Source organism: Paenibacillus sp. Y859 (assembly GCF_056786405.1).
In genome coordinates, this window is record NZ_JBXCIZ010000008.1 from 144,622 (window position 1) to 165,014 (window position 20,393).

General features: G+C 39.5%; 24 protein-coding genes and 3 pseudogenes. 6 read left to right on the forward strand and 21 right to left on the reverse strand.

What is annotated here, in order from left to right; all coding sequences use genetic code 11:
* Positions 1–78 precede the first annotated feature (78 nt).
* Both nrdD and nrdG read left to right on the forward strand, forming a co-directional pair.
* Positions 79–2,268: an anaerobic ribonucleoside-triphosphate reductase gene (gene nrdD / locus AC1TO8_RS16865; RefSeq protein ID WP_482056793.1), complete on the forward strand. Its 2,190-nt coding sequence runs from the start codon at positions 79–81 to the stop codon at positions 2,266–2,268.
* Positions 2,269–2,272: 4 nt separating this feature from the next.
* Positions 2,273–2,779, forward strand: a complete 507-nt coding sequence (nrdG, locus tag AC1TO8_RS16870; protein WP_482056794.1) for an anaerobic ribonucleoside-triphosphate reductase activating protein — start codon at positions 2,273–2,275, stop codon at positions 2,777–2,779.
* Between the two features lie 105 nt (positions 2,780–2,884).
* Here nrdG and AC1TO8_RS16875 read toward each other — a convergent pair whose 3' ends face one another.
* Positions 2,885–3,355 (reverse strand): DinB family protein, encoded by a 471-nt coding sequence (locus AC1TO8_RS16875; protein ID WP_482056795.1) that lies wholly within the window; start codon positions 3,353–3,355, stop codon positions 2,885–2,887.
* A gap of 151 nt (positions 3,356–3,506) precedes the next feature.
* Here AC1TO8_RS16875 and AC1TO8_RS16880 point away from each other — a divergent pair, with 151 nt between their 5' ends.
* Positions 3,507–4,325: a class I SAM-dependent methyltransferase gene (locus AC1TO8_RS16880; RefSeq protein ID WP_482056796.1), complete on the forward strand. Its 819-nt coding sequence runs from the start codon at positions 3,507–3,509 to the stop codon at positions 4,323–4,325.
* Positions 4,326–4,437: 112 nt separating this feature from the next.
* On the opposite strand, the gene thrC is transcribed toward AC1TO8_RS16880, so the two are convergent.
* Positions 4,438–5,832: a threonine synthase gene (thrC, locus tag AC1TO8_RS16885; protein ID WP_482056797.1), complete on the reverse strand. Its 1,395-nt coding sequence runs from the start codon at positions 5,830–5,832 to the stop codon at positions 4,438–4,440.
* A gap of 161 nt (positions 5,833–5,993) precedes the next feature.
* Between thrC and AC1TO8_RS16890 the strand changes: the two are divergent.
* Positions 5,994–6,915: pseudogene (locus AC1TO8_RS16890) on the forward strand (arsenic resistance protein).
* Positions 6,916–7,011: 96 nt separating this feature from the next.
* Here AC1TO8_RS16890 and AC1TO8_RS16895 read toward each other — a convergent pair.
* Positions 7,012–7,812 carry a DUF4183 domain-containing protein gene (locus tag AC1TO8_RS16895; RefSeq protein WP_482056798.1) on the reverse strand — a complete coding sequence of 267 codons (801 nt, stop codon included), beginning with the start codon at positions 7,810–7,812 and terminating at the stop codon, positions 7,012–7,014.
* 194 nt (positions 7,813–8,006) lie between these two features.
* On the opposite strand from AC1TO8_RS16895, the gene AC1TO8_RS16900 reads away from it, so the two are divergent.
* Positions 8,007–8,417, forward strand: a complete 411-nt coding sequence (locus tag AC1TO8_RS16900; protein WP_482056799.1) for a DUF4183 domain-containing protein — start codon at positions 8,007–8,009, stop codon at positions 8,415–8,417.
* Between the two features lie 140 nt (positions 8,418–8,557).
* On the opposite strand, the gene AC1TO8_RS16905 is transcribed toward AC1TO8_RS16900, so the two are convergent.
* The 11 genes and pseudogenes from AC1TO8_RS16905 to AC1TO8_RS16955 all read right to left on the reverse strand — a co-directional run bounded on the left by AC1TO8_RS16905 (position 8,558) and on the right by AC1TO8_RS16955 (position 14,327).
* On the reverse strand, positions 8,558–8,863 hold the full coding sequence (locus AC1TO8_RS16905; RefSeq protein WP_482056800.1) for a hypothetical protein: 306 nt from the start codon (positions 8,861–8,863) through the stop codon (positions 8,558–8,560).
* Positions 8,864–9,499: 636 nt separating this feature from the next.
* Positions 9,500–9,682 (reverse strand): annotated as a pseudogene (locus AC1TO8_RS16910) (RHS repeat-associated core domain-containing protein); the annotation flags it as partial.
* Positions 9,683–9,780: 98 nt separating this feature from the next.
* A complete protein-coding gene (locus tag AC1TO8_RS16915) occupies positions 9,781–10,281 on the reverse strand; it encodes a hypothetical protein (protein ID WP_482056801.1) in 501 nt (166 codons plus the stop codon).
* Between the two features lie 159 nt (positions 10,282–10,440).
* On the reverse strand, positions 10,441–10,665 hold the full coding sequence (locus tag AC1TO8_RS16920) for a polymorphic toxin-type HINT domain-containing protein (protein WP_482056802.1): 225 nt from the start codon (positions 10,663–10,665) through the stop codon (positions 10,441–10,443).
* A 56-nt stretch (positions 10,666–10,721) separates the two neighbouring features.
* Positions 10,722–11,669 (reverse strand): RHS repeat-associated core domain-containing protein, encoded by a 948-nt coding sequence (locus AC1TO8_RS16925; RefSeq protein ID WP_482056803.1) that lies wholly within the window; start codon positions 11,667–11,669, stop codon positions 10,722–10,724.
* Entirely contained in the window at positions 11,659–11,793 is a 135-nt protein-coding gene (locus AC1TO8_RS16930; RefSeq protein WP_482056804.1) for a hypothetical protein, read from the reverse strand. Before AC1TO8_RS16930 ends, AC1TO8_RS16925 begins: the two co-directional genes overlap by 11 nt.
* A 257-nt stretch (positions 11,794–12,050) precedes the next feature.
* Complete coding sequence (locus AC1TO8_RS16935; protein ID WP_482056805.1) at positions 12,051–12,512, reverse strand: hypothetical protein; 462 nt, start codon at positions 12,510–12,512, stop codon at positions 12,051–12,053.
* 24 nt (positions 12,513–12,536) lie between these two features.
* The gene (locus tag AC1TO8_RS16940; RefSeq protein ID WP_482056806.1) at positions 12,537–12,884 is read right to left on the reverse strand and encodes a hypothetical protein; all 348 of its coding nucleotides are present in this window, start codon (positions 12,882–12,884) and stop codon (positions 12,537–12,539) included.
* Between the two features lie 129 nt (positions 12,885–13,013).
* Positions 13,014–13,289: a DUF3990 domain-containing protein gene (locus AC1TO8_RS16945; RefSeq protein WP_482056807.1), complete on the reverse strand. Its 276-nt coding sequence runs from the start codon at positions 13,287–13,289 to the stop codon at positions 13,014–13,016.
* Positions 13,290–13,351: 62 nt separating this feature from the next.
* Positions 13,352–13,855, reverse strand: coding sequence for a DUF2247 family protein (locus AC1TO8_RS16950; protein ID WP_482056808.1), 504 nt, complete (start codon positions 13,853–13,855; stop codon positions 13,352–13,354).
* 22 nt (positions 13,856–13,877) lie between these two features.
* Positions 13,878–14,327 carry a polymorphic toxin-type HINT domain-containing protein gene (locus AC1TO8_RS16955; protein WP_482056809.1) on the reverse strand — a complete coding sequence of 150 codons (450 nt, stop codon included), beginning with the start codon at positions 14,325–14,327 and terminating at the stop codon, positions 13,878–13,880.
* 102 nt (positions 14,328–14,429) lie between these two features.
* Between AC1TO8_RS16955 and AC1TO8_RS16960 the strand changes: the two genes are divergently transcribed.
* A complete protein-coding gene (locus AC1TO8_RS16960; protein ID WP_482056810.1) occupies positions 14,430–14,942 on the forward strand; it encodes a DUF3841 domain-containing protein in 513 nt (170 codons plus the stop codon).
* A gap of 92 nt (positions 14,943–15,034) precedes the next feature.
* On the opposite strand, the gene AC1TO8_RS16965 is transcribed toward AC1TO8_RS16960, so the two are convergent.
* The 7 genes and pseudogenes from AC1TO8_RS16965 to AC1TO8_RS16995 form a co-directional block, all read right to left on the reverse strand.
* Positions 15,035–15,886, reverse strand: coding sequence for a polymorphic toxin-type HINT domain-containing protein (locus tag AC1TO8_RS16965; RefSeq protein WP_482056824.1), 852 nt, complete (start codon positions 15,884–15,886; stop codon positions 15,035–15,037).
* Positions 15,887–15,913: 27 nt separating this feature from the next.
* Positions 15,914–16,672, reverse strand: a pseudogene (locus tag AC1TO8_RS16970) (RHS repeat-associated core domain-containing protein); the annotation flags it as partial.
* 18 nt (positions 16,673–16,690) lie between these two features.
* Complete coding sequence (locus AC1TO8_RS16975) at positions 16,691–16,987, reverse strand: hypothetical protein (RefSeq protein ID WP_482056811.1); 297 nt, start codon at positions 16,985–16,987, stop codon at positions 16,691–16,693.
* 324 nt (positions 16,988–17,311) lie between these two features.
* A complete protein-coding gene (locus AC1TO8_RS16980) occupies positions 17,312–17,512 on the reverse strand; it encodes a hypothetical protein (protein ID WP_482056812.1) in 201 nt (66 codons plus the stop codon).
* A 1-nt stretch (position 17,513) separates the two neighbouring features.
* Positions 17,514–17,714, reverse strand: coding sequence for a hypothetical protein (locus AC1TO8_RS16985; protein ID WP_482056813.1), 201 nt, complete (start codon positions 17,712–17,714; stop codon positions 17,514–17,516).
* A gap of 18 nt (positions 17,715–17,732) precedes the next feature.
* The gene (locus AC1TO8_RS16990) at positions 17,733–18,077 is read right to left on the reverse strand and encodes a DUF3969 family protein (RefSeq protein WP_482056814.1); all 345 of its coding nucleotides are present in this window, start codon (positions 18,075–18,077) and stop codon (positions 17,733–17,735) included.
* Positions 18,078–18,089: 12 nt separating this feature from the next.
* Positions 18,090–20,258: a polymorphic toxin-type HINT domain-containing protein gene (locus tag AC1TO8_RS16995; protein WP_482056815.1), complete on the reverse strand. Its 2,169-nt coding sequence runs from the start codon at positions 20,256–20,258 to the stop codon at positions 18,090–18,092.
* Positions 20,259–20,393 lie beyond the last annotated feature (135 nt).

Here is a 20,393-nt window from a genome sequence, read left to right on the forward strand (position 1 = left end):
ATGAAAACGATGTGACAAATGTAGCTAAGTTGCTGTGACTTTTGATGCTATACTCACGAAACATGAACTTTAGAAAGGGTGAGTACTACGTTAGTTATAAAACGGGATGGTACAGAGGTCACTTTTAATCAACAGAAAATTATTGATGCTATTTGCAAGGCTATGGATCGAACTGAGAAGAAAATAGATATGGACATCGCTCAGCGAATCGCCGACAAAGTAACCCATAAAATATATAAATTTGAGAAGATTGATATAGAACATATTCAAGATGAAGTACAATCTGCCCTCATGAATAGTTCAAGAAAAGATGCTGCTGAAGAGTATATAGGGTATCGCGAAATACGCACACTTAAGAGGCGTGAACGCGGTAGCCTAGACAAGAAAGTACAAGGGCTTCTCGACCTTACTAATGAAGAAGTATTGAAAGAAAACTCCAATAAAGACGGTGCTACGATTCCAACACAAAGAGACTTGCTTGCAGGAATTATGGCCAAGGACTTCGCGCAGACGTATATGATTCCTAAGAGAGTTGTCGAAGCGCATAACGCGGGTCATCTACATTTTCACGATCAAGATTATAGTCCTTACTTCCCTATTTTTAACTGTATGCTTATTGATCTTAAAGGTATGTTAGAGAATGGGTTCAAGCTAGGCAATGCTCAGATCGAAACACCTAAATCTATTACAACTGCAACAGCTATTACAGCACAGATTATTGCTCAAGTCGCCAGTCATATTTATGGTGGTAATACGATCAACGAGATCGATGTCATATTATCTCCCTATGTAGGCTATTCATTTAAGAAACACTATAAGATTGGTCTTGAATGGTTGTATATGCTAGACACTTCTGCTATCGCCGACCTCGACATCTCTTATGATAACGATATACTACATACAGAATATCCAAGATGCTTCGAGTATGCTAAGAAACTTACTGAAAAAGAGACCTATGATGCATTTCAATCACTGGAATATGAGATCAATACACTCGTTAGTGCGAATGGACAGACACCTTTCAGCACTTTTGGCTTCGGTAGAGGGACTTCGTGGGCGGAAAGACAGATTCAAATTGCGATTCTCAAGAATAGAATTAGGGGGCTCGGTAAGGACGGCAAAACACCGGTATTTCCCAAGCTTATCTTTGGGATTGAAGAGGGCGTAAATCTCAACCCCGATGATCCAAACTATGATATTAAGAAGCTAGCTCTCAAATGTAGCACACTGCGTATGTACCCAGACATTATCTCCGTTCCTAAAGTGAAGGAAATTACGGGTTCATTCAAGTTCCCTATGGGTTGCAGATCTTTCTTAGGTGTATATGAGGAGAATGGACAAGTTATTCATGATGGAAGATTCAATCTAGGTGTCGTGACAGCCAATCTGCCTCGGATTGCTATTAGAGCGAACGGTTCAGAGAAAGACTTCTATCTTCTACTTGATGAATTACTTGATACTTGTAAGGAAGGTTTGATGTATCGTGCTCAACGTCTAAAAGGCGTACAAGCCAAAGTAGCCCCTATTCTATATATGGAAGGTGCAGCGGGTAGTCGGCTCCAACCGGAGGATACAATACATCATTTATTAGAGAATGGCAAGGCAAGCATCTCCCTAGGTTATATTGGTATTCATGAAACCATTCTAGCTCTCTACGGTCATCAAATATTCGATGATCTAGAACTTCGGCAAAAGGGATTAGATATTGTCAAATATATGAGTGCTAAGACGCAACAATGGACGCAGGAAACAGGTTACGGGTTCAGTCTGTATTCTACACCTGCGGAATCATTATGCTATCGCTTCTGTAAGTTAGATGAGGAGCAGTTCGGTGTGCTCGCTGGAATTACCGACAAAGGATATTACACGAACTCGTTTCATTTGGATGTATTTAAGAAGGTCACTCCTTTTGAAAAGATTGCTTTCGAAAAAGATTACCCTCAACATGCGAATGGTGGATTCATCACGTATTGCGAATTCGATTCACTGGTCAAAAATCCGGACGCATTAGAAGCGGTGTGGGACTTCGCTTACGAGAATATACCTTACTTCGGGACGAATACTCCAACGGATAAATGTCTAGAATGTGGATTTGAAGGTGAATTCGAAGCAACGAATACAGGATTCAAGTGCCCCAATTGCGATAATAGTAATCCTAAGACTTCATCCGTTATTAGACGCTGCTGTGGGTATTTATCCGAACCTAGTCAAAGACCATTCAATGCGGGCAAGCAAAAAGAAGTTCTCGCGCGCGTAAAGCATATGTGAGCGTATGAATATTGCTGACTACAAGAAATTCGATGTGATTAATGGTAAGGGACTTCGCCATTCCATCTTCACATCCGGATGTGAACATCATTGCATCGGCTGCTTCAATGCAGCCACTTGGAATTTCAATTATGGAATACCATATACACAGGAATTCGAGGATCAGGTTATTCGTGATTTAAATATTGATTATGTCGCTATAGCAGGCTTATCTATTCTTGGTGGTGAACCTTTTCAGAATGTAGAGGGATTATTGACACTAGTAAAGAGAATACAGAATGAATGTGTCAACAAAAACATCTGGGTATGGTCTGGATATACATTTGAAGAACTGATAGCAGACGATTCACGGTTGGAGTTACTCACCTATTGTGACGTCCTCATTGATGGAAAGTTTATGTTAGAACAACGGAATTTGAAGCTAGATTGGCGTGGTTCAGAGAATCAACGCGTAATCGATGTCCAAGAAAGCCTGCTTCAAGGACAAGCAACTTGGCTAGAATTAGACTGACCTATTGAACTGAAATTTATAGTTATATAAATTACAAAATGGCTGCTCTGTCCTGTTGAAGGATGATGCAGCCATTTCATATATAGGCATGTGTTCCACGTTGAATTAGTTATTCGAGTTCAGCACTCTCACCATTGCAGTAATCATACCCAAATGTAAATTCTCATGAGACATATCTAGCTGTACGAGTTCACCAATCGTCTCTGCTTTTGCGAAGTTATCCTTCACGGCTACAGGTTCCTCCAACTTACCATAAAGCGATTCTTGTAGAGAATGGAATTGCTCTCGCAACTGAAGAATTAAGATGTCCCAATTCGGAGGCTCGTCCTGCCAATCTGCTGGTTTCGTTCCATTCCCGAATAGTTTGCCATATGAGGTTGGAATCTTAGATTCCATACCTGCTAATCGAAGGATTAGGGTGTCTGCAGCCGTAATGATATGCCCAAGTTGCCAATGAAGATTGTTGTTGAACCCTTGCGGAACAATATCCCTTTTTGATTCCTCAATATTCTCTATTTGTTTGATTACGTTCTCTCTCGTTTTTGCAATTAGACCGAATAGATATGCTTCACTCATTCATAATCCCTCCTAGTATATACTTCCTTTACATTATACCCTATCAGAACGATTCTCTCACTTCTCTTCTCCTTACAAAAAAGGATTAACATATATCCTTGTAGAACTGAATTAGATATTCCAAAGAAATTATGAAGGAGCGTAATGGAGCATGATTGAAAAAGTACGCCACAACAATGTCGAGCGTTTCGCTGGTTTCGGAGAACTATATGATCAGAATCGTCCTGTGGCACCTATGGAAGTCGTCAATATTCTCACCACATATTTAGGTGGTCATCCACACACGGTTGTAGATGTCGGATGTGGCACTGGCCTGTCCTCATTTGTATGGCTTAATTCAGCAGATCATATCATCGGGTTCGAACCCAGTGATGATATGCGAGAAGTTGCCATATCCAAATGGAATGCCAGCGGACAACCGTCAACACTTGAATTCAGAGAAGGTTTATCCCATGAATTAGGATTATCATCTGGAAGTGCTGACATCGTAACCTGTTCACAGTCCTTCCACTGGATGGAGCCACAGAGTACGCTACAGGAATTCGCCCGCATCTTACGTCCAGGTGGCATCTTTGCCGCCTATGACTACGACTGGCCTCCTGTCTCCGACTGGAGGATTGATGATAAGTACCAACAACTGATCTCCCACGCAGATGCTCTTGCAGCACAATTAGCACCACAGGAACAACGTGCACATAAATGGAATAAGGATGGGCATTTACAGCATATTAGGGAATCCGAATTGTTCCGCTACACTAGAGAAATCGTCTTCCACCACAGCGAGCAATGTAATGCAGAGCGATATGTGAACATCGCCCTCAGCCAAGGTGGGCTGCAAACAGCTCTTAAATTAGGAGCAGAAGAGCTTCATTCCGAAGTGATACAGTTCCGTGAACTTGTGTCACAGTCTTTCTCAGGAGAATCCCGTGAAGTTATATTCAGCTACCGGATGCGACTGGGTGTTATTTAATCCATGCGAATTTCAAATCATGGAGTAGAAATAGAAAACAGCAGATCAAGGACTCTTGATCTGCTGTTTCTTTGGATATCATTTTCCCTTTTTTCTAATAGAGTTTACTTGATTAGCTCTCGTAAAATTTCACAAGTTCTCGAATGATTTCTTCTTTATTATGCTCTAGAACAATCTGATGTTGCGGCTTGGAGAATAACTCCTTAATCTCCACAGGGAATTGTTGCTCAATATTACACTGTTCTATCGCCTCATTGAATTTCGCAGGATGTGCAGTAGCAAATGAGATACAAACCTCATCTTCAGCGTTATATGCTTCATAGGCTGCAATCCCACAAGCTGTATGTGGATCTAGCAAATAGTCATCATCTGCCTTGTACTTACTAATTAATTCTAAGCACTGTTCATTACTTGCACCATAAGCTTCGAAATCAGCTTGAACACGTACTAAGTCCTCAGCACTGATGACAATCTTACCATCGTCCTGTAACTGCTTCATGTAAGCAGACACTTTCTCTGCATTTTGACCCAAGAAATAATAAAGATATCTCTCAAAATTACTTGCCACCTGAATATCCATCGAAGGACTATGCGTACTTTTGAAACCACCAGGTTTATATTCACCCGTCTTCACAAAGCGCTCAAGAATATTATTCTCATTCGTTGCAATGATCAGCTTATGAATAGGTAAACCCATCTTCTTCGCTAGGAAGCCCGAGTAAATATTCCCGAAGTTACCTGATGGAACACTGAAATTAACTTTCTTCGGCTGGTCTCCTTGCTCAATTTGGAAATAAGCATAGAAGTAATAGACCGTTTGTGCCAAGATCCGCAAGAAGTTGATCGAGTTAATTGCTCGAAGATTATGCTTCCCTTTAAAATCTAAGTCTGCAAATTGCTCTTTAATAATCTTTTGACAATCATCGAAATTCCCTTTAACTGAAAGGTTCAATACATTCTTATCATCAACCGTTGTCATTTGCAGTTCCTGTACTTTACTCACCTTCTCGTGGGGATGCAGAATACAAATCTTGATGCCTTCTTTCCCCCGAACTCCTTGAATTGCTGCTGCTCCCGTATCTCCTGAAGTTGCTCCAAGAATATGAATAATTTTGTTCTGCTTCTTAGATACATACGAGTAGAATTCGCCCATGAATTGCAGAGCTACGTCCTTAAATGCAAATGTCGGTCCATGAAATAACTCTAGAATATATAGTGAATCATTTATTCGCTTAACAGGTGTTACCTCAGAATGACGGAAGCTGGCATAGCTCTTATCAGCCATTTCCTTGAGATCTTCATAAGGGATTTCATCATTCGTATAGTGGGCAAAAATTTGGAGAAACAGTTCCTTATAACTAAGCTTACTCCATTGCTTCAACGTCTCTGGCGAGATATGTGGAATCTCTTCTGGAATCATTAGTCCACCATCATTGGCTAATCCCATGAGCACGGTATCAATAAACCCTTGAGCTTCTACCTGACCTCTTGTACTTATATATTTCATACGAATCCTCCGTTAATATAATATAGAATAGTTAATGTATCGGTCTTTACCATAGTTATATCTATAATACCTTCACTTGCAGATATAGCCAATCCCTTATTTTTAGGAGAGCTTATAAACATTATATAACAAAATAGTAATACTAGGAGGTTAACTTTCAATTGATCACGAGAGAACAGCTTGAGAATAAGCAAATTTGGTTATATGTAGTATCCCTGTTCATTGGAGCAATGATAGGATTAGCAAGTCCTACGGCAGGTTCATCTCTTCACTTCACCATTTCTCCTATTCTGGCTATCCTTCTGTTTGGAATGTTTACACAGATTCCTTTTCTTCATCTTCGAGAGTCTCTTTCAAATAGAAAATTTATTGGCGCATTATTACTTACAAACTTCATTATTGTACCTATTATCGTATGGCTACTGATACAATTATTCCCGCAGTCTCCGCCTGTTCTAGTCGGGGTCTACCTTGTATTGCTAACTCCATGTATCGATTATGTCATTGTCTTCACACAGCTTGGACGCGGGAATGAGAAGCTAATGCTAGCCGTAACACCTATTCTATTCGTAGTTCAAATGATATTGCTCCCGATCTTTATGTGGCTGTTTATGGGGGAGCAAGTGGCTAATATTGTGAAGATCGGTCCTTTTGTAGAGGCATTCTTAACTTTAATTGTGTTCCCATTATTGCTTGCCGTATTCACACAAATATGGGCTCGGCGCAACCCGATGGGTCAATCTGCACTAAATGCAACAGCTTGGTTGCCCGTCCCATTCATGGCACTTGCCCTTATCGTCATCGTAGCATCCCAAATTGCAAAAGTGTATGCCGATTTCAATATTATCATTCGTGCTATTCCGATTGGATGTAGGGGCAGGTCGAGCGCTTATTTTCAGTTCAGGAACACGGAATTCGCTCGTTGTGCTTCCTTTAGCTTTGGCTTTGCCAGATGAATGGGCTACGATTGCAGCAGCCGTTATTGTCACCCAGACTATTGTAGAATTGATCGGAGAATTAATTTACATACGCGTAATTCCAAGGTTTGTTATACGTGATCAACACAAGTCTACCCTAGAATAAGTAAGAAGCATCCTATTGGCTGCTTCTTATTCATGATTCAAGACAAACCATACTGAGACTCAGGATTCATCCTGTATAAACCATCGGTTATCCGCTTCATGAAATAATACGTGCAACAAATTGGACAATCTCAATAGTAATTGGAGTGCCTAAATAAATAATATCTCCATCCACAATAAGCGTTAAAGTATTATCAGTTAGAATGTATAAACTGCTTTCTTGTAATACGCCATTAATATATAAATTTGAATAACTATTTAGGCCAAGACCTACAAAACTATTGCTTGAATTTCCTTCGTCGTCAAAAAATTGATTAGCTTGGATGACGATTAGTGAATCAATATCGGTAGTAGCAAAATAAAAATATCTTTGCGAACTAGGTATAATAGATACGCCTGATATTGTACCCGGCTGCCCTTGCGGTCCTTCGGGTCCTTGAATACCCTGAGGTCCGACTGACCCCATAACTCCAGCGATTCCCTGAGGTCCCGTAGCACCAATACTTCCTTCAGATCCAGTAGCTCCTGCATTACCTTGAGGTCCTTGGGGTCCGACTGGCCCCAGAATTCCAGCGATTCCCTGAGGTCCTTGCAATCCAATTGGCCCTTGATCCCCTCTAACTCCATCTAAGCCCCGAAGTCCCTGTAGTCCTTGAGGACCTTGTAAACCTCGTAGACCTTCAACTCCTTGAATCCCTACTCTACATCTAGCTTTAGCTACTTTACCGCAAATGCGTCTAGATCTTGATTTTGATTTTGTTTTGGATTTTTCTGAATATATCCTATTATATATCTTCACTGTAGTATTTTGTTGATGCTTATGGCTATTTTTAGTACTTACTTTATTTTTTCGCACTGTTTTTTTGCATTTTATTTTATTGAGCTTACGACGCGCCATTTAAAACTCCTCCTCACATCAGTTTATTCATAATATGTAATCTACCTATGTGAAAGATTGGACATCATCAAAATCCATTTTTAAAAAAACTAAACAACAGTAACTCTGCCGTTTCAGAATTCCTTTTTTCACATTAACTATTAATATAACCGAGGATTTCACTCAGTTATTTCTAAGTGAATGGAGGTGATCACATGCCCGTTATAAAACCTGTCTACACAGCTACTTCTACTTCTCCAGAATCGACTGGTGGAGTTATTACTACCGCTGTCAACCCAACTGTCTCTCGTTACTTCGCAACAATAACTGCTGGAATGATAACCACAGATATTACCATTCCTGCTGCAAGTTTTGTTGACGATGCCGACGCACCTGTAGTTGACCTTCCTGCAATAACTTCAGATGATTATTTCAATGTATATATTAATGGTGTGCTCCAACAAGGCGCTCTATCTACACTAACAACTGCTAATCTAGTATTAGATACGACTGATGTTTCCGTATCTGTACCTATCTTACTTGAGATAGCAAGCTTCGGAAATACAACATCAACTATAACTACTCAACCTACGATTTCCGCTCCAACCATCACTATTATTACTTGATGTGATTTAATAACTAGCAACTATTATTTTGTTATATGCTAGGACATAGATTTGAGTTAAGAGCTTACTTGCCCAAACAGGTTGTTTATAGCGATACTTCACCATAAACAACCTGTTTGTTCATAAAATACAAGGATTTATTATCTACAGCAATTCAATCCCTTCAGATGATTATCTTTAATTACCCAACCATATTTTTTATACTCAATTCCAGATCCACACTTACAACAAATTTTTGGCCACCCATTTTTCCGCCAATCTGCAAGTTTCCCCAAATCCAATGAATGACAAATCGCTGTCCATTCATAGTTATCCAAACACAGTATTTCATGAATTTCACCTTCTAATTCCCCTTCGTGAAGTCCATCTACAGTTTCATTCATAATACCATTAGCTTGTTCAATCGAAATTTCTCTATTATTTATTTTTCCCAAAATATCAATCAATTTCTATCGTCCTCCCCTTACCTTAACAGGTCCTTTATACATTTCACCCGTTGTAGGGTTCATAGATCCAAGATGCACACCTTTCATAGGAGAACTGCTGGGATGAGGCACCTTGTTTCCAGCGGTGAAGTAATTGCAGCCTTTAGAAATCCATTTTGATACTTTTTTATAAGCAGCTATTGTACTCTTTACAGCTATTTTACCGCCTTTTGTAGCAATTTTTCCACCTGGGTAGCTACAAAAAGGATCTTAAGGGTTTAAACCCTTAAGACCTAATTCATGTTAACTGATAATTTGTTCTATGGTATTATCAATATCAATCTTGTTATCGTTAATACTTATTAAGCACATATCATCATCTGTTGCAGATTCATTATCTCTCCCTTTATAAATATCGATACCCTTACTTAAAATATTATTTGATCCAGCAATATCAGTTGCATGATATAAAGTATTTATATCATTTTATCTGTTTTTATTTCTAGTTTCAGCAATAGTCTCGGGAATTGGTATCGCAAAATCCTTAGTCTTTTTATTTGCTTGCGATATTGTAATTCCGCCTGCAGCAATTGTTCCACCAACCACCATTGCCCGTATCCTTTGAACTATTTTTGGAAGAATACCCACAATAGGACTATTCCCACTTGGATCCGTATACTTCAACGGATTATTCTCCACATACGAATACAAATTCAAACTTAGCGGATTCGAAATCTGCCCTTCATACGTATCCCTAGATACGAACCTTGCGGCATTAGGATCATACCAGCGGGCTCGCAGGTATTGGAGTCCGGTGTCGCTGTCCCAATATTCTCCGGAGGTGAAGTGAAGTTCCATTGAATGCAGCCACAGATTCATTCAGTATTGGGTGAATGTAAAAAGAAAACCTTGAGGATAGCAATCCTCAAGGTTAGATATTACTCTTCAATGATATAACAAATGTTGAACAATATATTTTTCATGACTAATTGTCTCATAAATTCGCTAATAGTTAGAACGCCTTGGACTATTTCGTAATCCCCCCCCTGATATCTCGCTAAGAACATAATTGAATTGGATGGAGACTGCCCAAGAAAAAATCTTAATATTTTTTCAAAGTCTACTTTAAATTCTGAACGAATAATCAATGGGGTTAGATTATACATCACATCTTCATCTTGAATCCAAAAAGGAATAGGTATTCGTTCAATACCTTCTTCAAAATCTGAATCACAAAGTAGGTACGCATTTTTAACTCCGTCATCATCCCTGACTAAAGAATACCAAACTCCATTTGTTCGACTCATAACTTTCCAATTATCATTAAATCTTGTAACATTCTCATCATTCTGCTCATTCATCACTTCTATTAAAGATTGAAATGGTAAGATTACAGGATGTGCTTGATTCATTACTAAAACTTCCAAATCAAAAGACATTCTATTTCTCCTTTCTCATGGGAGGAATCCATTGATGCTCCAGTCAGTATCAAATGATGTCTTCCCATCCCTGGACATAATTCTAATTGTTCCATCGGAACTTAGGTGTATGTCTGGATTATTACCCACTTTTTTCATTTTATCTTTAAATGGGGAATTTTAATTAGTTAGATCTTTAATGATGTCCTGCTTCACTTTATGAAACTGTCCCTTCTTAAGGTCAAATTTTCTTTCTATTTCTTTGGCGGAAAAATTCTTGAAATCCACTTTACAATTATGAACCCAAATACCAAGGTTAGATACAATGTATGAATGGAAATCAGCAACCTCAAAGTTATAAACCGTTGCCTCTCGTGGCTCTTTCTCAATCTTGTCTATCGCCAAAGACTTATTAAATGAGGAGGAATTGGGATCAATAATTGTATTAATATCATCTACTATTAAAAAATTGGATATGGCGCAACTGTATGTCCACTCGGGTCTGTATAAATCAACGGATTATTCTCCACATAAGAATACAAATTCAAACTTAATGGATTCGAAATCTGCCCTTCATACGTATCCCTAGATACGAACCGCGCGGCATTCGGATCATACCAGCGGGCTCGCAGGTATTGAAGTCCCGTATCGCTATCCCAATATTCTCCGGAGTAGCGGAATACGTTCGGAACGTCTTCTTCCTCATCTATCGGGTTACCCCAGATATCATAGCTGTAGGTGTTCAGTTCATTACCTGCACTATCGATTAATCCGATAACATCGCCATGTCCATTAAACTGGTAATACTCCAGTTCACCTGTCTTGTTCTGACGGGCCCAGAGACGTCCATTCAGATCATAGATATAGAAGTAGGTCATTTGTGCTGTGTTGCCCGCTTCGATCTTTGCCTCTGCTAAGAGCTTGCCTTGCTCATCATAATAGTAGCGAACGCGTTCACCTTTGGCTACACGTTCATATAACAAGCCATCTCCATTATAGCTGTAGGTGACATCAATGGCTTCCGCTCCTTCACCCTCGCCCTTCACGCCAGTTAAGCGATCCAATGAATCAAAGATATATTCGGCATTCTTCATCCCGGATATTTCGCCGCCTGCCACCGTCAGGCGATTGCCTTGATCATCGTAGGTGAAAGTTTTGTCCTTTCCTTCACTTTGTTCACTCTCGATTCTGCTTAGGGAATCATAGGTCAACTGGTCTGCAGTCCCGTTCTGAGTACGATTTATAATATTCTTATTGTTATCATATTCGTAGGAGAATTGCTGGGATGAGGCACCTCCTCCGATATTCACACCTGTTAAATCGTAGCCATTGTAACTAAAAGTAGTATTCGCACTACTTGAAGACACTTGACGTTTCAATAAGCTGTTCGCTTCATATTCAAATGTCATTTGTTGCGATGCGGCTCCCGGAAAAGGTGCTGATTCCTCCAGCCGTACCACTTGAGATATCCATCTCCGTTAAGCGGTTCATCTCATCCAGCGTGCCCTGTTCAGAATCCGTAACCTTACTCAATCTATCTAGATCATCGACTAACTACTGCCTTCGTCACTCGGGACTCAAACCATATAGATGCGCTGCTGGGACAACCATAAATAACCTCTCAACAGCGCTGTTGAGAGGTTATTCGTTGTGATTATTTCATATGCACTAACGAAAGTTAAGTCATATTTGACTTGGCCAGCCAATCCATTTGGGACTGGATAGTGTTACTTCTATATCAATTTCCAAAAGGCCACTTGAAGCGGTTACTCTCATGTCGACTCTAAATGTTAGACTAGTTCTAGACCATTTTCAAAAAAGATCTGTAATCTGGGTAGAACTACATTAAACAAATTTGGTTCTTCACAGTATACCGAAAGGATGTAGCCATCTAATTCATCGTGCATATGCAATACGAATGTTCTTTCATAAAATGCTCTTCCTACTTTATGAACTATACATGTAAAGTACCAATCTTCTGTTATGATTTCTTCAATTTCCTCATCTGTTTTAGGAGCGTACCATATTTGATTAGAATAATACCCTGATGGAGGATCAAATGGGTAAACCCAATCACAATTTCCAAATACTCTTCGTTCGTATACTGAGAATGAAGTAAACTGAGTTATTCCATTTGTCTTAAACAATAATTCTTCCCCATCAGCAACAAAAGAATGAAGTAATTTTATTACCTCTATATTGTTTTCATCTTCGGACTTATTATATAAATTATGAATATGATAAGCCTCCACACTAGATCTCTCCTTTAATAATTATCATAATAGTGCATTCCATCTCGTTAAACCAGATACATCAACATAACTAACTTTACCACATGAATCCTGATTATGTGTCCATACATGCAAGTTGGAAACATAATAGGTATGGTACTCCTTAGCCCTAAAATTATAGACAGAACCATAATAGATCTCATGAGCCCATTCTTCAGGAATCATATGAAAAAGCATACTATCATCATCTATATAGCTAAGATGAGACCATTTTCGTTTTACCCTTCCAATAGCCTCTTCATATGAAATTTCAAAAAGATTTATTAGTTCTTTAGCAATATCATCACAATACTCTTCAGCTGTACTCGATGTCTCAAATCCATACTTCCCCATATACATCCATCCTCATTTCTTTAATTGCGTATGGAATAACCTTCAATATATGCTTTAAATAATTCCATTGCTAAACGGGTGTCTTTAATGGCTACTTGATGCCCCTTGGTCTTATATTCCTCCACATAATCATAATGTTCCAGAATCCACTTTAAAGATTAATATTTCCCCTCTACCAGAAAACCTACTGATTATCCAATCTTGAGCTTGTTCATAATTATTCGTAACATAAAGACCTGTACCGAAATCCAAATTATCTCTCCCTTTATAAATATCGATACCATTACTTAAAATATTATTTGATCCAGCAATATCAGTTGCATGATATAAAGTACTTATATCATTTTTTCTGTTTTTATTTCTAGTTGCAGCAATAAGGGGTAAGCTTCGCTTAACCCAAAACATATAAATTCTTATATATTAATAGAAAGACCTTGAGGAGTTTCCTCAAGGTCTTTACAAGAAAATTAGTCCTTTAAATACTTGCCTTTCTCCTGCTTTAAGTATAATTCCCACTTTTTAAACAACCGCTCGATATTTTCCTCAATCGAATCAGAAATGGGGTCTTGTGCAGGCATATATCGAACAAATCCTGAAATTTCAGTTGGGTAATCAAAATCGGCATAAATCACTTCGACCATACCAAGTGGGTCAAGATATTGATCTTTATGCTCGTATACCCAATTCAATACCAAAAATAAAAATTTAACCTTGCATACACCGTCATCCCTTTCAGTTCGGTTAATTATCCTATCTAGATAGAATAAAACGGTCTTATCATCTTTTAGCCAAGCTAACTCTATTACATTTTTTGATGGATTCGGTTCATTTCCAATGACATGATAGGCATGTTCAATGGCCGATTGTCTTGTCATAAATCCATGTTCAATAGCAAATGAAATATCATTCAAAGCTACATCAATCAACTTAACAACATATTCATACGGTATAACTATTTTTAAAGAGTTCATGTTCAGCCCCTTGATACATTTTTTAGTTTGATTTACCGTTTATAATACCACCAGCTTTAAATAATTGATGAGACACCTTACCATCAGAATCAATTATATACTCGAATATTCCTCTTTTACCATTAAATTCGCCACCAACCTGTAGCAGCGTACGTTTTACCCCATCATTTCCTGTAATCGTATATGTTGTTCCTTTGGCTAGCTGCCCCTCGGATAAGAAACTGGCGGCACGATGATATTTATCATCCTTTAGTGCAGAACCTTTACGATCAGCGCCGATAATAAATTTCGCGGCCGTCTTACTATCAGTACACAGCGTATTATGCACCCAAATCCCAATATCCGTTACATAATACGTATGGAAGTCCGCAACCGTAAAATTGTAAACCGTAACTGGCTTATCCAATTTAACGAACTCGACCTTGTCGATGGATGAGGGTAAAGCTTTATTCGTAATAGCCGCCCGATTCATTCGGCAATGGGTGGGAATATAAATGGCAACATTAATTGAATAAATAGTTGGACTTAAGTACAATTATTAGAATATGATCTTAAAGAGGAGGAAGAGCAATTTATGAGTACTTTTTGGACTATACAAACATCCTCAGCATGGCAAAAATCGAAGAAAAGTGGAGTGCTAGTTGGTGCTAGACAATATGTTTGGGAAGAATTCATTAAACCATACCAATGGATGATGGCTCAAATGCATAAACGTCTTCCCAATTATACGGGTGAATATCCAATTTGGTTATGGACAAAACGCCCTGACTTAAGAAAGAGTGGCCATTTACCAAAAGGTGAAGTCGGGGTCTTATTAATAGTAGAAATAGATAATAATAGAGTTTTACTATCAGATTTTCAAGCATGGCACTTTGTGCTTTCCGATGCAACCTTTACATTCGAGGACTCTCATGACAACCCTAATACGATACTTAACAACATACCAAAAGAAGAAAGTTGGCAAAGTATTTTCGATTTTAATTTGCTTAGGAATCATCCAGACTGGGGAGAAATATCTTATCAGGGAGTGAGCGGAGCAATACAAATCAATGAAGTAAAATTTATTAGAGAATTCAGAGCAAGATAATTAATAGCTATATGGAAAAGAAGCATCTCGTCACCATAAATCCATGACGAAATGCTTCCAATGTATATCTATAATCATATCAATCAACTAAACTATTCCTCCATTGCCGCTACTGCATCCTTTTTAATTTGTCCATAAGTGCCCTTTTTAAGTTCACTATGCTTCGGTACAGTTACATGTTTACCAGTTGGCCCTTCTAATACAACGTGGCTACCATTTTGCCTAACTTCTTTAAAACCACTTTTCTTAAGAAGCTTAATAGCATCCTTACCACTGATAGTTTTGGGCCATACAATACAATTATGCGCCCATATTTCAAGATTAGATACAAAGTACGAATTAAAATCAGCAACCTCAAAGTTATAAACCGTTGCCTCACTTGGCTCTTTCTCAATCTTGTCTATCGCCAGTGTAGTACCATCACTCGAAACAAGCAAATCTCCAACATTCAGGTCTTTTACAAGTGTCCATCCCTTGCCATCAAGCCAGAATGGATGTTCTGCCGTTGCTTCTATTATTTCTTCACCGATATAGACCTTATAGATTTCATCAGCTTGTTTTTGGAACAGCCCCACAACCGCTTTATACGCCACTTCTCCGGTTTCGTCAGACTTAGCTAGAACCTTATCCCCTACCTCAATTTCCTCGATAGGTTTCTCCCCTTCGTCTGTTAGAACCTCCGTTCCAGCAGTAAAGCAATTGCAGCCTTTAGAAATCCATTTTGATACTTTTTTATAAGTAGCTGTTGCACTTTTTACAGCTAATTTACCGCCTTTTGTAGCAATTTTTCCACCTGGTATTATCCCTACAAGTCCCCACGCCCTATCGGAGGTTGATAACTTTTCACCAGTATACCAGTTATTACCGGTTGAGTACTCTTGAATACTTTTCGCAGCACTTACAAAGGGCGTCATGTCTAATGCACAATCCGCTACTTGTTTCACACTGCTTAATCCACAATGTCCAGTGGGATCCGTATACTTCAACGGATTATTCTCCACATACGAATACAAATTCAGACTTAAAGGATTAGACATCTGCCCTTCATACGTATCCCTAGATACGAACCTTGCAGCATTCGGATCATACCAGCGAGCTCGCAGGTATTGAAGCCCTGTATCGCTATCCCAATATTCTCCGGAGTAGCGGAATACGTTCGGAACGTCTTCTTCCTCATCGATCGGGTTACCCCAAATATCATAGCTGTAGGTGTTCAGTTCATTTCCAGAACTATCGGTTAATCCCACGACATCGCCATGTCCATTAAACTGGTAATACTCCATATCACCTGTCATGTTCTGGCGGGCCCAGAGACGTCCGTTCAGATCATAGATATAGAAGTAGGTCATTTGTGGTGCGTTACTCGCCTCGACCTTTGCTTCTGCTAAGAGCTTACCTTGTTCATCATAATAGTAACGAACGCGTTCACTCTTGGCTACACGTTCATATAACAAGCCATCTCCATTATAGCTGTAAGTAATATCAATGGCTTCCCCTCCTTCACCTTCGCCCTTAACGCCAGTTAAGCGATCCAATGAATCAAAGATATATTCCGCATTCTTCATCCCGGATATTTGGCCGCCTGCCACAGTCAGACGATTGCCTTGATCATCGTATGTGAATGTTTTGTCCTTGCCTTCACTTTGTTCACTCTCGATTCTGCTTAGGGAATCATAGGTGAACTGGTCCGCAGTCCCATTCTGAGTACGATTTATAATATTCTTGTTGTTATCATATTCGTAGGAGAACTACTGGGATGAGGCACCTCCACCAATGTTCACACCTGTTAAATCGTATCCATCGTAACTAAATGTAGTATTCGCACTACTTGAAGACACTTGACGTTTCAATAAGCTGTTCGCTTCATATTCAAATGTCATTTGTTGCGATGCGGCCCCCGCAAAGGTGCTGATTCCTCCAGCTGTACCACTCGAGATATCCATCTCCGTTAAGCGGTTCATCTCATCTAGCGTACCCTGTATTTGAATCGCTTCCCCCGTACTACTCGTAAACTTGTAGCCTGTACGAGCTTGTTTGTTGTACATTTAGATTAGGAGATGAAGGTGGGCTGTATTTGACACTTCCAGTGCGGGCAAGTATGTTTGGGCTTAGCCACCCGATTCATTCGACACTGGGTGGGTCAAAAAAAAGACCTTGAGGATTGCCACCCTCAAGGTCTGAAACAAATTAGGAAAACTGTTTTAGATAACCATGTACCCAGTCGATATTAGAATTATACTCTCTTTGATTATGCTCCCAATATTCGATAAATCTTTGTTTGCAGGTTTCATATTGAGGGTATAACATCTGAATCCTTTTTATCAACTCTTTATTACCACCCAAAATGGCATGTCCTTCATGCGATATAATTACTCCCTAACATGACTGATTACTTGAACGAGAACATTAAACTGCTCTTCTTGAAGATAATACCCATCCCTGGGAAACAAAAGTAATTTGGCTTGGATATCATCAGTAAAAGCATCCTCAAAAGGTTCTTTATCCTTAAATACCATTAAGAAATTACTCTCAAGAACTTTAAGGGTCACGCTATTGGTGGACTTTTCCATATCAATCCTCCAAGAACTTGATTTTTCTTACTCCACTTATTCCGTTCACGCCGATAGTTGGTAGTCTGGATTTAGATAATGCACGATAGGTGAACATAACCCTATTAGCATCCTGTCCGACGAAAACTCCCGTAGATACTTCTTTATAGCTACTGACCTGCTCTTTGAAGAAGCCAAAAGCATCAATCTTGAGGATCGCCATCCCCACGGCCTCTTTATATCATTTGTCAAACTTGTTAAGCCAATACATCGGCTTAACTGTACTAGACATGGACTTAAGTAAATCTAATGTTTCTTTCTTTTTCAGTTTAATTGCGTCTTTTAGCTTTTCGGGAGCAATATCCTGTATATCTTCCAACATGCAGCATTCTTCAAACAACTCTATTATATCCCTATCAGAATCATTTTGTTTTAGAAGTTGTGCGACATAAGGACGGTATAGATATGCATATGCATCTTCAAACGTCAATGCCCCTTCAAGCAAAGAATCAAGCATACCAAGATTTAATATACATAAGAACCTTTGGATTTCTTCAGAATGCTCCAATTCAATTTGTAGATTCAATGTATCACTCCTCTATTTGGGCATTTGACTTGATGAGTTACTCCATCCATTTTTCGTCTTGACATTAAACACTTGTCCAGATTGACTTTGGAAGTAATGGACAGAGATTTTCTTACCGTTTGCATCCACACCATCCTTGTAAATCTTGTTCCATGTTCCAGATTCAATTGCTCGTAATTCCTCAAGTAATTCTCCATTGTTTACTTTATTTTTAACCATTCCGTTTTTAGCACCTGAGAATCCTTTTGGATATAGAGGTGAATCTTTAATTGATTTATATACATTTTGCAATGCACAGTTATGAACCCATACCCCAAGATTAGAAACAAAATAAGAATTAAAATCTTCAACTTCAAAATTAAAAACCATTGCCTCTCGTGGCTCTTTCTCAATCTTGTCTATCGCCAGTGTAGTACCATCACTCGAAACAAGCAAATCTCCAACATTCAGGTCTTTTACAAGTGTCCATCCCTTGCCATCAAGCCAGAAAGGATGTTCTGCCGTTGCTTCTATTATTTCTTCACTGATGTGAACCTTATAGATTTCATCAGCCTGTTTTTGGAACAGCCCCACAACCGCTTTATACGCCACTTCTCCGGTTTCGTCAGACTTAGCAAGAACCTTATCCCCGACCTCAATTTCTTCAATCGGTTTATCCCCTTCGTCTGTTAGAACCTCCGTTCCAGCAGTAAAGCAATTGCAGCCTTTAGAAATCCACTTTGATACTTTTTTATAAGTAGCTGTTGCACTTTTTACAGCTATTTTACCGCCTTTTGTAGCAATTTTTCCACCTGGTATTATCCCTACAAGTCCCCACGCCCTATCGGAGGTTGATAGCTTTTCACCAGTATACCAGTTATTACCGGTTGAGAACTCTTGAATACTCTTCGCAGCACTTACAAAGGGCGTCATGTCTAATGCACAATCCGCTACTTGTTTCACACTGCTTAATCCACAATGTCCCGTTGGATCCGTATACTTCAACGGATTATTCTCTACATATGAATACAAATTCAAACTTAGTGGATTCGAAATCTGCCCTTCATACGTATCCCTAGATACAAACCGCGCGGCATTCGGATCATACCAGCGAGCTCGCAGGTATTGAAGACCAGTATCGCTGTCCCAATATTCTCCGGAGTAGCGGAATACGTTCGGAACGTCTTCTTCCTCATCTATCGGGTTACCCCAGATGTCATAGCTGTAGGTGTTCAGTTCATTACCTGCGCTATCGGTTAATCCGATGACATCGCCATGTCCATTGAACTGGTAATACTCCAGTTCACCCGTCTTACTCTGACGCGCCCATAGACGTCCGCTCAGATCATAGATATAGAAGTAGGTCATTTGTGCTATGTTACCAGCTTCGATCTTTGCCTCTGCTAAGAGCTTGCCTTGCTCATCATAATAGTAGCGAACGCGTTCACCTTTGGCTACACGTTCATATAACAAGCCATCTCCATTATAGCTGTAGGTGACATCAACAGCTTCCCCTCTTTCACCTTCGCCCTTAACGCCAGTCAAGCGATCCAATGAATCAAAGATATATTCGGCATTCTTCATCCCGGATATTTGGCCGCCTGCCACATTCAGACGATTGCCTTGATCATCGTAGGTGAAAGTTTTATCCTTGCCTTCACTTTGTTCACTCTCGATTCTGCTTAGGGAATCATAGGTGAACTGGTCCGCAGTCCCGTTCTGATTACGATTGATAATATTCTTGTTGTTATCATATTCATAGGAGAATTGCTGGGATGAAGCACCTCCACCAATGTTCACACCTGTTAAATCGTATCCATCGTAACTAAAGGTAGTATTCGCACTACTTGAAGACACTTGACGTTTCAATAAGCTGTTCGCTTCATATTCAAATGTCATTTGTTGCGATGCAGCCCCCGCAAAGGTGCTGATTCCTCCAGCTGTACCACTCGAGATAGCCATCTCCGCTAAGCGGTTCATCTCATCTAGCGTACCCTGTATTTGAATCGCTTCCCCCGTACTACTCGTAAACTTGTAGCCTGTACGATCTTGTGTGTTGTACGTATACCCAATTTGAGCTCCGTCCGGGTAACGCAAGGTCTGCAAAGATCCGTCTGTCGGGCTGTACGTATACTTCGTCTCCCCTTGCGCATCGATCATACTTGTACGCCGACCTACCGTATCGTAGGTGTAGGCTATCATTTCGCTAGCGTTTTTTTCTCCGTTAATAGATTATCATCATTATACTTGTATTCCGCCGTTTGACCTGCATAATTAACATATTTAATGACATTCCCACGTGCATCATAATAATAGGATGCTACTTGGTTCTCCTGA

Excerpts from the sequence above, each read along its gene's own strand:
- AC1TO8_RS16880 (WP_482056796.1), top strand. The coding sequence starts at position 3,507 with ATGATTGAAAAAGTACGCCACAACAATGTCGAGCGTTTCGCTGGTTTC.
- AC1TO8_RS16925 (WP_482056803.1), bottom strand. The coding sequence starts at position 11,669 with ATGACATTTGAATATGAAGCGAACAGCTTATTGAAACGTCAAGTGTCT.
- AC1TO8_RS16945 (WP_482056807.1), bottom strand. The coding sequence starts at position 13,289 with ATGTTTTGGGTTAAGCGAAGCTTACCCCTTATTGCTGCAACTAGAAAT.
- AC1TO8_RS16895 (WP_482056798.1), bottom strand. The coding sequence starts at position 7,812 with ATGGCGCGTCGTAAGCTCAATAAAATAAAATGCAAAAAAACAGTGCGA.
- AC1TO8_RS16995 (WP_482056815.1), bottom strand. The coding sequence starts at position 20,258 with ATGATAGCCTACACCTACGATACGGTAGGTCGGCGTACAAGTATGATC.
- AC1TO8_RS16875 (WP_482056795.1), bottom strand. The coding sequence starts at position 3,355 with ATGAGTGAAGCATATCTATTCGGTCTAATTGCAAAAACGAGAGAGAAC.
- AC1TO8_RS16985 (WP_482056813.1), bottom strand. The coding sequence starts at position 17,714 with ATGGCGATCCTCAAGATTGATGCTTTTGGCTTCTTCAAAGAGCAGGTC.
- AC1TO8_RS16950 (WP_482056808.1), bottom strand. The coding sequence starts at position 13,855 with ATGAACTCTTTAAAAATAGTTATACCGTATGAATATGTTGTTAAGTTG.
- thrC (WP_482056797.1), bottom strand. The coding sequence starts at position 5,832 with ATGAAATATATAAGTACAAGAGGTCAGGTAGAAGCTCAAGGGTTTATT.
- AC1TO8_RS16955 (WP_482056809.1), bottom strand. The coding sequence starts at position 14,327 with ATGAATCGGGCGGCTATTACGAATAAAGCTTTACCCTCATCCATCGAC.
- AC1TO8_RS16975 (WP_482056811.1), bottom strand. The coding sequence starts at position 16,987 with ATGTACAACAAACAAGCTCGTACAGGCTACAAGTTTACGAGTAGTACG.
- nrdG (WP_482056794.1), top strand. The coding sequence starts at position 2,273 with ATGAATATTGCTGACTACAAGAAATTCGATGTGATTAATGGTAAGGGA.
- AC1TO8_RS16960 (WP_482056810.1), top strand. The coding sequence starts at position 14,430 with ATGAGTACTTTTTGGACTATACAAACATCCTCAGCATGGCAAAAATCG.
- AC1TO8_RS16900 (WP_482056799.1), top strand. The coding sequence starts at position 8,007 with ATGCCCGTTATAAAACCTGTCTACACAGCTACTTCTACTTCTCCAGAA.
- AC1TO8_RS16980 (WP_482056812.1), bottom strand. The coding sequence starts at position 17,512 with ATGGAAAAGTCCACCAATAGCGTGACCCTTAAAGTTCTTGAGAGTAAT.
- AC1TO8_RS16915 (WP_482056801.1), bottom strand. The coding sequence starts at position 10,281 with ATGTCTTTTGATTTGGAAGTTTTAGTAATGAATCAAGCACATCCTGTA.
- AC1TO8_RS16940 (WP_482056806.1), bottom strand. The coding sequence starts at position 12,884 with ATGGGGAAGTATGGATTTGAGACATCGAGTACAGCTGAAGAGTATTGT.